General features: G+C 51.3%; 9 protein-coding genes. All 9 read left to right on the top strand.

Going from position 1 to position 15,199, the window contains the following annotated elements; all coding sequences use genetic code 11:
• Positions 1 to 74: 74 nt before the first annotated feature.
• The 9 genes from NE473_RS05605 to NE473_RS05565 all read left to right on the top strand — a co-directional run bounded on the left by NE473_RS05605 (position 75) and on the right by NE473_RS05565 (position 15,067).
• Positions 75 to 1,841 carry a sensor histidine kinase gene (locus NE473_RS05605; RefSeq protein WP_081034837.1) on the top strand — a complete coding sequence of 589 codons (1,767 nt, stop codon included), beginning with the start codon at positions 75 to 77 and terminating at the stop codon, positions 1,839 to 1,841.
• 1 nt (position 1,842) lies between these two features.
• Positions 1,843 to 3,399, top strand: coding sequence for a response regulator transcription factor (locus NE473_RS05600; RefSeq protein ID WP_055649725.1), 1,557 nt, complete (start codon positions 1,843 to 1,845; stop codon positions 3,397 to 3,399).
• A 101-nt stretch (positions 3,400 to 3,500) separates the two neighbouring features.
• Entirely contained in the window at positions 3,501 to 4,889 is a 1,389-nt protein-coding gene (locus NE473_RS05595) for an ABC transporter substrate-binding protein (protein ID WP_118040295.1), read from the top strand.
• A gap of 93 nt (positions 4,890 to 4,982) precedes the next feature.
• Positions 4,983 to 5,879: a carbohydrate ABC transporter permease gene (locus NE473_RS05590; RefSeq protein WP_006774541.1), complete on the top strand. Its 897-nt coding sequence runs from the start codon at positions 4,983 to 4,985 to the stop codon at positions 5,877 to 5,879.
• Entirely contained in the window at positions 5,876 to 6,709 is an 834-nt protein-coding gene (locus NE473_RS05585) for a carbohydrate ABC transporter permease (protein ID WP_256265180.1), read from the top strand. The genes NE473_RS05590 and NE473_RS05585 overlap by 4 nt, the downstream gene beginning before the upstream one ends.
• A gap of 83 nt (positions 6,710 to 6,792) precedes the next feature.
• Positions 6,793 to 9,840: a beta-galactosidase, LacZ type gene (gene lacZ / locus NE473_RS05580; protein WP_256265179.1), complete on the top strand. Its 3,048-nt coding sequence runs from the start codon at positions 6,793 to 6,795 to the stop codon at positions 9,838 to 9,840.
• Positions 9,841 to 10,218: 378 nt separating this feature from the next.
• Positions 10,219 to 11,166 carry a DUF5688 family protein gene (locus NE473_RS05575; protein WP_256265178.1) on the top strand — a complete coding sequence of 316 codons (948 nt, stop codon included), beginning with the start codon at positions 10,219 to 10,221 and terminating at the stop codon, positions 11,164 to 11,166.
• A 407-nt stretch (positions 11,167 to 11,573) separates the two neighbouring features.
• Entirely contained in the window at positions 11,574 to 13,301 is a 1,728-nt protein-coding gene (locus tag NE473_RS05570; protein ID WP_022031043.1) for an ABC transporter ATP-binding protein, read from the top strand.
• Complete coding sequence (locus NE473_RS05565; RefSeq protein WP_256265177.1) at positions 13,292 to 15,067, top strand: ABC transporter ATP-binding protein; 1,776 nt, start codon at positions 13,292 to 13,294, stop codon at positions 15,065 to 15,067. The genes NE473_RS05570 and NE473_RS05565 overlap by 10 nt, the downstream gene beginning before the upstream one ends.
• The last annotated feature ends 132 nt before the right edge of the window (positions 15,068 to 15,199 follow it).

Here is a 15,199-nt window from a genome sequence, read left to right as displayed (position 1 = left end):
TATTGATTTTATGATTTTGCTGTTGTATAATATGAAATACTATTTACAAATTTGGCAGAACCGGAGGGCGGGAAATGATGTGGCTGAATAAAAAGAAGAATCTGAAGGCTTCTTATTATCACACGTTTCTCGCCCTCATTGTCATCCCTATTCTGCTTATCATCATCATTTCTATCGCCATCATCCGTACGATGATGATCGATTCAGCAACCCGCAGCATTAAGCGCGCCCAGGACAATATCATAGCCACTCTGGGCGGCGAGGTGAAGGATGTCTCCCTGCGGTTGTCCCATTTCGTCTATGTCAATGACAATGAAATTATGAAAATTGCGGCGATGACCGATACGCAGGACTTTACGAAACGGTACAGTGCGGCGCGTATGCTGTCAGAGTCCTTTAACTTCGCCATGGTTCCGGTACAGGATATTTTATCTGCCGTCTTTTATATGAAGGATGGGGAATCTACCTATATGAAGGACGATATCATTCTGCCGGACGAGGAGATCAAGGCCGCGTCCTGGTACCAGCAGGCCCTGAACGATAAGAATATGGTAAAAGTCGGCTTTTACGACAGAAACGTTACGGCCTCGCGAAAAGCCCACATGCTGACCATAGTGGCGGGACTTTCCCCGGGGATCGACGTGGACCGCGATAATGTGGTGGAGATGGCGGCTCTGTTTGTATCGTCCCAGACCGGAAACTTAATAAAGGAGTACAACAAGGAGAAGCTGCTGGGGGTTACCATGCTCTTAAATCCGGATGGGACTCCGGTGTTTGACGTCAACGACGGCATGCGCTTCTTCATTCCGGAGATTATCTCGGGAGGAGAGACAGAACTGCACCATAAGCTGGACGGTAAGAGTTACGTATACGTCATCTCCGAGGAACCGGATACGGGGCTCCTTGCCGTCAGCGTGGTCGATTCCGAACTGCTGACCCGGGATTTTACCCGGATAGCCGCTGTGATCGTGGCGGTAACGGTCGTCTTATTCGGATTGTTCTATCTGTTTTCCAGTTACTTTTTAAAGAATATCATCGATCCTATCCACAACACCGTGGAAGGGATGAGGCTGGTGGAGGAGGGCAGGCTGGATGTCCATGTGGTTCCGGTGGGACAGGCTGAACTCCGTGTCATGATTCATTCCTTCAACCGTATGACGAGGCGGCTGAAGCAGCTGATGCAGGAGAACGAAGAGGAACAGCAGAAGAAACACGAGGCGGAGATCCGGGCACTGCAGTCGCAGATCAATCCGCATTTTCTGGTGAATTCCTTAAATTCCATCCGATTTATCGCACAGGTGTCCAGGTATGAGGCGATCGCCAGGATGGCAGAGGCGCTGATTAAGATATTGTCCTGCTCATTCCGGAGCAATGTGGGCTTTTATACTCTGGATGAGGAGCTGGAAGTGCTGGATGGCTTTATCTATCTCATGAAGATCCGATATTCCGACGGTTTTGAGATCGAATATGAAATCGGGGAAGGCTGCGGAAGCTGTATGGTTCCCCGGCTGATCCTCCAGCCGATTGTGGAGAACTCCATCGTCCACGGATTCTCCGGGCAGGAAGAGGAACTGGGGAAAATTACGGTGAGGGCCCGTCTTGAGGATCAATATCTGTACATCACGGTCCGCGACAACGGAAAAGGGATGACAGAGGAGGAAATCCGCCGTCTGCTGTCGAACGAGACTGCGGAAAATGAGGACTACGTAAGCATCGGAGTGACGAACGTCAATACGCGTCTTGTTTTGAACTACGGAGATGAATGCACACTTCAGATACGGAGTGAAGTTGGAAGGTATACGGAGACGGTTCTGCGGATTCCGGCGGCTGGGAGGGATTAATATGAGGAAGGTATTAATTGTAGATGACGATACGATAATCCGAATTACCCTTCGCTCTCTCATTAACTGGGAGGAGCTGGGGTTTCAGATTGCGGCAGACGCCATCCACGGGGAAGCGGCGCTTCAGTATTTAAAGAACCATACGGTGGATTTGATTATCAGCGATATGAAGATGCCGGTTCTCGACGGGATTGGGCTTTTGGAGGCGGTCAGCCGTTTTGATGTTATGCCGAAGGTTCTGGTCCTCAGCGGATACGATGATTTTAAGCTGGTGCGGGACGCCTTCCGGCTCGGCGCCTGCGACTATCTGCTTAAGGCCGATTTAAACGGAGAGCTGCTGAAAAATATGCTGGAAGGTCTGAACGGAGAGTGGGAGAGTGAAGAAGAGACCGGAAGGCAGAACAGCGCGGAGGAAAGCAGGGAAAAAATATCGGATTCTGAGCGTCTGGCCGCCATGGCCATGGGAAAGTGCGAACTGGATGAGGAATTCCTGGCAGGGGAGTATCTGGTCGTGCAGTTTGAAATCGATGACTTTCAGAAGCATGCCGGGAGATTTGCCGGAGATTTTGAAGGAAAGCTGATCAGGCCTCTGCTGGAGTTTGCGGCTCAGATTCCGCGGGTGGTCTCCCGGTGTGTGCTGGGGACGATATCTCCGTCGCGTTACGTGATGCTCTACCGGATTCTGGATGCGGGACAGTATCAGGATAATGCGGTTTCTACCTGCAGACAGATGTGCAGTGTCTGGAATAATTTCTTAAATCTTCCCGTTTCAGCGGGAATCAGCACCAGAGGAAGCGGAGCGGGGGATTTTCTCTCCAGGTTCGAGGAAGCCGGGGGCTGGCTCTCTCTCCACTGGCTGAAGGGGAGAGCGGCAGTGTGCAGCCCGTGGGAGAAGGACAGCGTGGACTACTTAGAGGCAAGGAATTCCTTCAGCCGGTATAAGCGTCTGGCAGCAGGGCTTCTGACCGCAGATGAGATGACGGTTTCGGAGGAAAAGCAGAAGCTGATCGCAGTTTTTTACGGGAGCGGGCTTTCTTCGGCAAAGAAGGAGATCCTCTGCCTCATCTGTAATCTGGCTTGGCTCCTGAACGAGAGTCACGACGATATCGGAGCCCTTTTTGCGGAAAAGGTGAATTATTACGAGAAGATCGGCCGGCTGGAGGAGATGGGGAGTCTGGAACTGTGGCTTAACAATTATTTCCGCTGGGTGATGGATTATGCGGCACATCAGAATGACCGGCGCCAGGCGGATATGATGAGCAGGGCAAAGCGCTTTATTATGGATAATTACTCCAACCCGGAGCTGACGCTGGGAAGCGTGGCCGGATATGTGGGGTTAAATGAGAAATACTTCAGCTCCCGGTTTACAAAGGAGGAGGGAATGACCTTCAGCAACTACTTAACCGAGGTGCGGATCCGGAAGGCCAGGGAGCTGATGGAGCAGACCGATTTGAAAATTTATGAGATCAGCCAGAGTGTGGGGTATAACAGTGTGGAACATTTTACGAGAGTATTCAAAAAGATCTGTCAGGTCAGCCCGGGAGCATACCGGAAATAAAAGACCTAACGATATATCAAGTTTTCAAACCTTAGTTCATGGAGATGCGTGGATGAAAATGGTAAACTTGAACCATCAACAAACTAAGGGAGGTAAGAAACATGAAGAAACAGATTGCGGCATTAGGACTTTGCGCGGCGATGGCGGTGGGAGCGGCGACAGGCTGTTCAGCCACGGCTTCGAAGGAGACAGAAAAGGCACCTGCGGCTGACGCGGCCACTACGGCGGGCGGACAGACGGATACAACAGCGGCTCCCGATACGGAGGCGGCCGGGGCGGATTTAAAGGGAAATCTGGTATTTGCCATCTGGGACAACAACCTGATGGACTATATTGATCAGAACGATATGGTAGGCAAGTTCCAGGAGAAGTATCCGGATGCGGAAATCGAAGTGGAGAAGATCAAGGACGATTCCGAGTACTGGAACGCCATGAAGATGCGTACTTCCGCCAACCAGCTTCCGGATGTCATGTTTAACAAACCATTCACACTGTCGAGATTCAAAGATTATCTCGTTGATTTATCGGATCTGGAGGCCACAAAGAATAATGAACTGGCAGCAGGCTATGCCTTAGACGGCAAGATCCTGGGCGTTCCGCTTACAGCAGGCTACGAATACGTATTTTACTGGAAAGACATGTTTAAGGAAGCGGGTGTGACGGTGCCGACTACATGGAGCGAATTTGAGCAGACGGCGCAGACGCTTCAGGATTACTACGGAAAAGACAACCCGGATTTCATGGCGATCGCCCTCGGTGCGAAGGACGAATGGCCGGATTATCCTTATATGGAATTTATGCCTGCGTTAGAGGGCGGCAACGGCCAGAACTGGAATGATATGGCCAAATCCGACGCGCCGTTCGCAGAGGGGACGGATATCAACAAGGCCTATACGAAGGTCAATGAGCTCTTCAATATGGACGTGTTCGGAAAAGATCCTCTGGGCATGGGCAACGATCAGGTAACCGCGCTGTTTGCACAGAAGAAAGCGGCCATCCTGGCTCTCGGAGACTGGGGATTACAGAACATCCAGTCCGGTACGGATGACTATTCAGAACTGGGAACCTTCTATCTTCCGGTCAGAGATACCTCCAGTGATCCGTTCCGCGTGATCGTACAGGGCGATTCCTTCATGGGCGTGACGACACACAGCAAGAATCCGGAGCTGGCGAAGGCATTTGTGGAGTGGTTCTACAGCGAAGACTGGTATCCCGGATACATTAACTATGTAACCAGCGCCTCCTCCATGACGAATTTCCCGAAGGAGAAAGATCCGATCCTGGCAGAAGCTGACGCGCTGCAGCCTGATATGGAACTGGTTATGTATGACGGCGGCGGAGATGATTTCCAGGCAATTCAGAATGAGATCGCCTTCGATTACAAGAAACTGGGAGCTCAGATGTTTACGGAAGGTTTTGACTTAAAGGCAGAACTCGATACTTTAAATACAAAATGGGCGGAAGCAAGGACAAAACTTGGAATTAAATAAGACTCTGTAACAGGGGATGGGGTTTCCGTACAGACGCCCCATCCTTTTTATACCCCAAATTCCGTAAAATCAATCCAATCCGGGAGGTTAGTTATGAATTCACTGGAAAGACAGAAAAAGATATTTATCATCAGTTCCCTGGTCATCCCCATGGCTCTTCTGATCGGCTTTGTGGTGGTACCGGCCTTCGATCTGATCCGAATGAGCTTCACCAACTGGGACGGCTATTCGAAGACGTACGATTACATCGGCATCGGCAACTATTTTGACATGCTGAAAAACAAGGATTTATGGCAGTCACTGAGAAACAATGCGGTCTATTTCTTCGGTCATCTGCTCTTTATTCCCATTGAGCTGATGTTCGCCGTCCTGCTGACTTCTAAGCTCCGCGCCGCGAAGTTCTATAAGACTATGGTCTTTATGCCGTATATCATCAATGGCGTGGCGATTTCCTATGCATTTTCCTATTTCTTTTCACCAATCAACGGAGCCTTTGATGAGATTCTGACTCTGTTCCATTTAGAACCGTTAATCAGAAACTGGCTCTCAGACCCGAAGATTGTGAACTTCGTGCTGGCAGGCGTTTCCTTATGGCGTTTCTCGGGGTATCACGTGATCCTGTTTATGGCGGCGCTTCAGTCCCTTCCGCAGGATGTGCAGGAGGCGGCCCGGGTTGACGGGGCCAGCGCATGGCAGATGTTCAAATACATTCAGATTCCTGCCATTATGCTGATGGTGGATTTTGTCCTGTTTGACAATATCCGCGGCGCGCTTCAGGTATTCGATATTCCTTACGTTATGACCAGCGGCGGTCCGGGGTATGCATCCTCGACCTTCACGCTCTATACCATTGACACGGCGTTCAAATACAGCAACTTCGGCCTGGCTTCTACCATGGCGGTGGCTATCATGCTCATGATCGTCATCATTTACGTGGTTCAGAATAAGATTATCCACGGAATCGTATTAAAAGGAGGGAAGAAAGGATGAAACAGCGCACACTGCAGCAAATTATAAAACAGGTGATCTGCCTCTGCATGGTATCCATCGTGCTGGCTCCGATTCTTTTAACACTGTTTGCCGCGTTTAAGACAAAGGCGGATATGGTTAATACCTCCCCCCTGTTACTGCCTCCGTTAAGCCGTGTGACCACGGATAACTTCCAGAAGGTGCTGGGAGACAAATACCTGTTGATCGGCTTTAAAAATACGGGCATCATACTCGTTTTCAGCATTTTCTTCAACGTATTATTCGGCACCATTACGGCGTTTATCCTTGAGCGGTTTCAATTCCGTTTTAAAAAGCTGATTATGAGCCTGTTTTTCCTGGGGATGCTGATTCCAAGCTTCGTCACAGAGATCGCCCGCTTCAAGATTATCAACGGTCTGGGGCTGTATAACACGCTGGGGGCGCCGATCGTCATCTATGTGGCCTCAGATCTGATGCAGCTTTACATTTACCGCCAGTTTATCTCCACGCTTCCCGTTTCCTTAGATGAGAGCGCGCTGCTGGATGGCTGTTCGTATTTCGGCCTGTTTACGAGAATTATCTTCCCGCTGCTGGCTCCGGCCACGGCCACGGTCGTGATCATCAAGGCGATTACCATCATCAACGACATGTACATTCCATACCTCTATATGCCGAAGAACAAGCTGCGGACGCTGACCACGTTCCTGATGAATTATGCCAACGCCCAGCAGGGCTCCTGGCAGAACCTGGCGGCGGGAATCATCATCATCATGCTGCCGACCATCGTGATCTATCTGTTCTTCCAGAAATACATCCTGGCGGGAATTGCGGCCGGTGCTGTCAAAGAGTAGAAAATTGCAGAAAATCGTAAAAAAAGAGATGGATTCTTTTGGCAGACAGCCCTATAATAGACGTGAAAAAGGAGGATATATTTATGGATCAGTATCATGCCGATTTAGCCTGGCTCGAGAATCCGGAGGTGTTTGCGGTAAACCGCCTGGAGGCACATTCCGACCACCGGTTCTATGAGAGCAGGGAGGAGGCGGACGGCGGCATCATGAAGCTTCGTCAGTCCTTAAACGGAACATGGAAATTTTCCTACGCCCCAAAGCCGGAGCAGCGGAAAAAGGATTTTTATCTGCCTGAGAGAAGTCTCGGTGATTTTGGAGAAATTACGGTTCCCGGCCATATAGAGCTGCAGGGATATGGGAAATGTCAGTATATTAACACGATGTATCCGTGGGAAGGTCATTCGGAGCTTAAGCCGCCCCACGTGGACTGGGAGGATAATCCTGTCGGAAGCTATGTGAAGGAATTTGAGACGGATGCGGCCCTGAAGAATAAGAGGCTGTTTCTGTCCTTTCAGGGAGTGGAGAGCGCCTTTTACGTATGGGTAAACGGCCGCTTCGTCGGATATTCCGAGGATTCCTTTACTCCCTCTGAATTTGAAATCACGGATTTCGTAAAGGATGGGGTCAACCGTCTGGCGGTGGAGGTCTATAAGAGAAGCAGCGCCAGCTGGATCGAGGACCAGGATTTCTTCCGGTTCTCCGGTATTTTCCGGGAGGTGTATCTTTACGCGGTGCCGGAATGCCATGTGCGTGACATGTTTGTCCATCCCGGCGTTCTGGAGGACTTAAAGACCGGAGAACTCACGGTGGATCTGACGCTGGAAGGCAGCAGGAAGGGCAGTGTATCGGCCCTGCTGACCGACCGGGAGGGAAATACAGCCGCCGTCTGGGAGCGCATGCCTGCCGGGGAAAACATATCCTTTGCAGGAAGCGTGCCGGAGGTTCATCTCTGGAGCGGGGAAGATGCCTTTCTCTATACGCTGACTGTAATTCTGTACGATGAAAAAGGCAGGATCGTCGAGGTCGTTCCCCAGAAGCTGGGCTTCCGCCGTTTCGAGATGAAAGACCGTCTCATGTGCTTAAACGGGAAACGGATTGTATTCCGCGGCATCAACCGCCATGAGTTCGATGTGCGGAGAGGACGTGCAGTCACGGAAGAAGATATGCTGTGGGATATCCGCTTCATGAAGCGCCACAACATCAATGCGGTCCGTACCTGCCACTATCCCAACCAGTCAAGATGGTATGAGCTCTGTGATGAATACGGGATCTATCTGATCGACGAGGCGAATCTGGAGAGTCATGGCTCCTGGCAGAAGATGGGGGCCTGTGAGCCTTCCTGGAACGTGCCGGGAAGCCTTCCGGAGTGGAAGGAGTGCGTGGTGGACCGCGCAAAGTCCATGCTGGAGCGTGATAAGAACCACGCGTCCGTCCTGATCTGGTCCTGTGGAAATGAGTCGTATGCGGGCGAAGATATTCTCGCCATGTCGAAGTATTTTAAGGAGCGGGATCCGTCCAGGCTGGTTCACTATGAGGGCGTCTTCTGGAACCGTGAATTCAATGAGACCAGCGATATGGAGAGCCGCATGTACGCAAAGCCGGCGGAGGTGGAGGCGTACCTTGAGGGGGAACCGGAGAAGCCGTTTATCCTGTGTGAATATATGCACGCCATGGGCAATTCCCTGGGCGGCATGGAGAAATACACCTCGCTGGAGGACCGGTATCCCATGTATCAGGGCGGTTTCATCTGGGACTACGTGGATCAGGCCCTGATGAAGACTGACGAGAACGGCGTGGAACACATGGCGTACGGCGGAGATTTTAACGACCGGCCGACTGATTATAATTTCTGCGGCAATGGGATTGTCTATGCGGACAGAACCATTTCGCCGAAGGCGCAGGAGGTGAAGGCTCTCTACCAGGACCTTAAGCTGGTTCCGGATGCGGGTGGTGCGGAGATTGAAAACAGGAGACTGTTCACCGATACTTCCGACCTGGAATTTGTCTGGCTGGCGCTGAGAGACGGAGTTCCCCTGCATTCTGAGAGATTCTGTGCGCAGGTAAAGCCGGGAGAGCGGGAATACGTCAGCGTATCAGCTCCTGAACTTACAGAGCCCGGGGAGTATGTGTACCAGGTATCCGCGGTATTAAAGCGAGAGGAACGGTGGGCGGCTGCGGGATATGAGACGGCCTTCGGCGAAAGCTGCCGGGTGATTGGCAGCGATGATCAATGCGCCGGGGAGAACCGTGCTGACGCGGGCGGTGTTCCGTTTACAGTGATACACGGCGATGTCAATATCGGCGTGAAGGGCGATGGCTTCCATGTGATCTTCTCGAAGCAGGAGGGCGGTATCGTGTCCCTTGTCTATGACGGCCGGGAATGGATCGGGAAGCTTCCCATGCCTGTGTACTGGAGAGCAACGACAGATAACGACAGAGGCAATAAATTCTCTGTATCCAGCGCCGTGTGGTACGGGGCCGGAAGCTTCCCTCTTTACGACAGCAAAACCTGTGTGGTGGAAGAGGGGAAAGACTGCGTTCGGGTCTCCTATACCTACAGACTGACCACGGTGCCTGAGACTGTGACGGAGGTCGTTTACGAGGTGGACGAGGAAGGCAGGATAAAAACCACGGCCCGTTACTTTGGACGGGAGGGTCTGCCGGAGCTGCCGCTTTTCGGCATGAGATTTTGTATCAGCGGAACAGGCGGCGGATTCGAATGGTACGGTCGGGGACCTGAGGAGAATTACTGTGACAGAAACGCCGGCGCGCGTCTCGGAATCTATAAGAGTACGGCGGCAGACAGTGTGTCACGGTACCTTGTTCCGCAGGAATGCGGAAACCGCACCGGCATCAGGTGGCTGAAGGTGACGGACGAAGCAGGGCATTCGATCCGGTTTACCGCAGAAGGCCGCCCGTTTGAGGGCTCCGTTCTTCCCTATACGGCGGAGGAACTGGAGCATGCCGCCCACATAGAGGAACTGCCTCAGCCCCGGTATACGGTCGTCAATATCCTGGCGGCCATGCGGGGAGTCGGCGGAGACGACAGCTGGGGTGCGCCGGTGTATCCGGAATACTGCGTAAGCGGTGAGAAGGATATTACCTTCAGCTTTGTAATCGGCAGAGAGTAAAGGACTGTGACAGACGGCCGGCGGCAGATCATGCGCCGGCCGTTTGAAATGGCGTTTTTTGTTGAAAAATAGGTTGAAAAATATCCGGTTTTATGAGCACGTAGTCATTGACAGTACCGCTGTTCCGGTTTATAATAATATCATTCTGAAGTTCTGATTCTGTTCTGCCGGTTCGGCAACCTGTTTCCAGTATTGTAATTTTTACACTTAAAACGTATAATGAAAGATGGAATCATGTATTTTGGGCGCGTTCCCGACGAAGGAGAACTGCGCGTATTTTCCATGAAATGCCGGGCATTTTTTATTCCCTTACAAATCCTTTAATCCATGAAGTTCTCATGATTACAGGAAATTTAAGAAAGAGAAGGGCAATGCACGATGAAAAAAGAGAGAGAGACAAAAGAGTATCTGGAGTTTGTGGAGCAGTTTCAGGCGTTCCTTATTCTGATGACAGAGGAATGGGGCGCGAAGGTCACGCTGCAAAAAGGCGGTGAAGCAGAAGAGGCGGAGGATCTGCTGGTGGTGGAGTTAAACGGAGACGGTTCCGGGACCCATATCCAGCGGTTCCATATGGCAGAGATCTACCATGATTTCCAGATGGGCAAGGGGATGGAGGAACTTCTGTCAGAGGCTTCCGACTGTCTGGAGCGCTGCAGAGAGATTGAGAAAAGCAGTCCTTTGGGTCATATGGAGGACTATGAGGCCATTCGGGAGTATCTGGTGATCCGTCCCCTCAATTATGAGAGAAATGCAAAGAAGCTGGAGGAAGGCGTTTACGAGGTGACAGGGGATATTGCTCTGACGCTTTACGTGAGCATCGGGAATTTCGGCGGTCTGTATACGAGTTCCATGGTGCCGAAGGTGGTATGCGAGGGCTGGGATAAGAGCAGGGAACAGGTGATGAACGACGCTATGGAGAATACTTACAGGCTCTTTCCTCCGCGTCTGTTCAACTGGCTGGAGGTCGAGCGGTTCCGGGATAAGGACTACGGTATTTTTATGGAACGGGATACGGATGTCAGACTGGACGGGGGCGCCTGCGCCACGTTTGTCACGACGAAGAGTCAGATAAACGGGGCGGTAGCCATCTTCCTGCCGGGAGTGGCGAAGCGGCTGGGAGAGCTGATGGGGAACGACTTGTACATTGCGTTTACCAGTATGCACGAGGCGGCGATCCATAACTGCGAGAAGGTATATCCCGAGACGATACAGGAAAGTTTAAAGAATCTAAACAGGGAGATGCCGGCAGATGAGGACTTTCTCTCAGAAAAAGTTTACTATTACAGCCGGGCAAAAGACAGGATCGAAGTTGTGCTGGAATATTAACTGTTTTTTCTGAAAAACAGAAAGTGCTTGACAGAACAGGAAAGTGGCAGTATTCTAGTAACTAGATTACCGATTAAAGGAAAAGGAGGCAGAACTATGAAATCTTGTAGAATTAGCAGTGGAATGATCAATCATAACAAACAGTCAGTCTGCCTTAAGAGAGAATTCGGTCTCTGAGCTGCCATGATATCGTATGGAAGTCAGTGTGTTATCTGAATTTGAATCATTATGCCGCAGTCTGAACTGGACTGCGGTTATTTTTATGGCCAAAAGCCGTTAAAAGCCGCAAATTGCTGTTTTTGACGGCTTTTTCGCGTTTTTCATAGTTTTCATGGTTTTCACGGCAATTTGCCGATAGATTTGCGGGCAGCCGCATATGGCGTAAAAGAGACAAAAGGGGGAGCAACATGAGAAATTTAGGGAAGTATGTAAAGAAGTACGGGATCCTTTACGTGGTGGCTATCGCGGCCATGGTAGTGAGCATTCTGCTGGATGCAGCGTCACCTCAGATCACGAGGCACATCATTGATGATGTCATTGTCGGCGGCAGGCTGGAGCTGCTTATGCGGCTGCTGCTGGGGCTGCTGGGGATTGGCTTTGGGAGAGCCATTTTCCAGTACGTAAAAGAATTTATCTTCGACTACTCGGCGTCGGGAATCGGAAGCAGGCTGAGAAAAGATCTCTTTGACCATATTCAGACACTGTCTATGGGATATTTCGACAGTCATAACACGGGAGAGCTGATGGCGCGTGTGAAGGACGATGTGGACCGCATCTGGAATGCCATGGGCTTTGTCGGGATGCTGATCATTGAATGTACCATTCACACGGTGATTATCATGACCTGCATGTTTCGCTTAAGTCCTGCCCTGACCGTGATTCCGCTGCTCGTCATGCCGGTAATCGCCTGGTACGGCTTAAAGATGGAGAATGGTCTCGGTCAGGTCTACGACAAGATCAGCGAGCAGACGGCGGAGCTCAATACCGTCGCTCAGGAGAACCTGGCCGGTGTGCGGACGGTGAAGGCGTTTGCGAGAGAGGATTACGAGATTGACCGGTTCAAACGCCACAACAAGCGGTATTACGATTTAAATATGGAGCAGGCGAAGCTGATCGTCAAGTATCAGCCTAACGTGTCTTTCCTTTCCAAGGTGATGCTGATGGCGATCATCGTGGTCGGCGGCATCATGGTGATTCAAAAACGTATCACCATCGGAGAGCTGGGGGCGTTCTCAGAGTATGCCAACAATATCATCTGGCCGATGGAGATGGTCGGATGGCTCAGCAACGACTTTGCGGCGGCCATGGCTTCCAATAAGAAGATCAAAAGGATTATGGCCCAGAAGCCGGACATCACGGAACCGGATGCCCCGGTGGTCCCTGAAAAAATCGAGGGAGAGCTTCAGTTTAAACATGTGGATTTTGATCTGTACGGTTCCAGAATTCTGACAGACATCGATTTTACGCTGAAAAAGGGGAAAACACTGGGTATCATGGGAGTGACCGGGTCTGGTAAGACATCGATTGTCAACTTAACCCAGCGCTTTTACGATGTGACGAACGGAGAGATTCTGTTAGACGGCATCGATATCCGGAAGCTGCCGCTGTCCCTCTTGAGGAGCCAGACCACGGTGGTGATGCAGGATGTCTTTCTGTTTTCCGACACGATCACGGACAATATCAAGACCGGAAACCGGGATGCAACTGAGTGGGAGAGCGTGGAGGAAGCGTCTGTCTGTGCGGAGGCCCATGATTTTATTATGAAGCTGGGAGAGAAGTACGATACGGTGATCGGAGAGCGCGGCGTGGGGCTTTCCGGCGGACAGAAGCAGAGAATCAGCATCGCCAGGGCGATCGCCAAAAGGACTCCCCTTCTGATCCTTGATGATTCCACGTCGGCGCTTGATATGGAGACTGAGAAAGAGATTGAGCGTCGTTTGAAGACGCAGAAGGACAGTTCCAAAATCATCATCGCCCACCGGATTTCCGCGGTTCGCCATGCGGATGAAATACTGATTCTGGAGGGCGGCAGAATCATCGAGCGGGGGACTCACGAGGAGCTGATGGCGAAGAAGGGGCAGTATTACAGGACTTATCAGGTGCAGTATGGAGAGGAGGTACAGTCATGTCAGTAAATACAAGCAGAGTCGACGAAGAACAGAAGGAAGTACTGAAAAAGGATACGATCATCCGGTTGTTCCGGTACCTTCTGATTTATAAAAAGCAAATAGCGGCAGTTCTTCTCATTATGGCGGGAACGATTGCCATCAGCATGGCGACTCCTATCATGATGGAGTACGCGATCAATGTCTGTGTGGCATCCGGAGATGTGAACGGACTGCTTAGGCTGGGGGCTCTGGCGGTGGTGATGTTTCTCTTCTTCCTGGCTGGAACCAAGGTCCGCATGTACATCATGTCGGATGTTTCAAACAAGGTCCTTTTAAATATCAGAGACGAGCTGTACCAGCATATTCAGACGCTGAGCTTTGGATTTTTCGACAGCCGTCCCACCGGGAAAATACTGGCCAGAATCATCGGTGATGTGAATTCCTTAAAGGATGTGCTGTCAGACAGCGTGACTCAGCTGATCCCGGATTTAATTACGGTGGTCTGTGTCGCGGTTATCATGCTGATTAAGAATTACAAGCTGGCCATGGCGGCACTTCTGACGCTCCCGATTCTGGTGGTGGGGATGCTGGTGATTGAGACGACGGCCCATAAGCGGTGGCAGATTTACAGAAAAAAGACTTCCAATTTAAACGCTTATGTGCATGAGGATCTCTCCGGGATCCGGGTGATTCAGAGCTTTGCGGCAGAGCGGGAGACGAGGGCCGTATTCTATGATCTGGTGGAGCAGCATTACCGGGCGTTTATCGACGCTGTCGTTGTGGCGGACGGATTTGGGCCTGTGGTGGAGATCACCTGGGGGCTGGGCGGATTTCTGCTGTATTTTATCGGCATCCGCGTGATCGGCGTGGGGGAGGTCGGCATTGGTACATTTCTTGCCTTTTCAACCTATATTGCCATGTTCTGGAGCCCGATCCGGAACCTTGCCAATTTTTATAACAAGCTGACTACCAATATATCGGCGGCGGAGCGAATATTCGATATCATCGATACGGAAGCCGGAATCCGCGACTGCCCGGGTGCGGCGGAGCTGCCGGAAATTGAGGGAACGGTGGATTTTGAACACGTTTCCTTTGCCTACGACGATGAGCCGGAGCGCATGATCCTGAAGGATGTGAATTTTCATATCCGTCAGGGGGAGACCATTGCACTGGTGGGCCCCACAGGTGCGGGGAAGACGACGATTGTGAATCTGCTCAGCCGGTTCTATGAGACGACGGACGGGCGGGTGCTGATCGATGGCCACGACATTAAAAAGGTGACGCTTAAGAGCCTGAGGAGTCAGATGGGTATCATGACACAGGATAATTTCCTGTTTTCCGGTACCATTAAATATAATATTAAATACGGACGCCTGGATGCCACGGACGAGGAGATGATGGAAGCGGCCAGGGCGGTAAACGCCCATGATTTTATTATGAAGCTGGAACACGGTTACGACACCGAAATCAGTGAGAGGGGCGCCAGGCTTTCGATCGGACAGCGGCAGCTGCTGGCATTTGCAAGGACCATGCTGTCAAAGCCGGGAATTCTGATCCTGGATGAGGCCACTTCCAGCATCGATACCCACACGGAGCTGCTGGTGCAGAAGGGAATCGAGGCGCTTCTTGAGGGGCGCACGTCCTTTGTGATTGCCCATCGCCTTTCTACGATAAGAAAGGCCGACCGCATTTTTGTGATTGACCAGGGAAATATCATGGAAGCGGGAAGTCATGAGGAGCTGATGGAGAGGAAGGGGGCTTATTATCAGTTGTATCAGAGTCAGTTTCTATAGAGAGGTACGCCGAAAAAACAGCGGGCGGCGGTGCCAGGGATCGTTCGTGTCCGTCTGGCTTCCTACTCGCCATAAGAAAGTCCGGGTCTGGCGAACACACCCGCCATTGGTGTGTACGCCAGACCCGGACTT

The organism is Hungatella sp. SL.1.14 (assembly GCF_024460495.1).
In the GTDB taxonomy this organism is placed as follows: Bacteria; Bacillota; Clostridia; order Lachnospirales; family Lachnospiraceae; genus Hungatella; species Hungatella hathewayi.
Note: the sequence above shows the minus strand (reverse complement) of the source record. Positions and strands in the feature narration are given on the sequence as shown.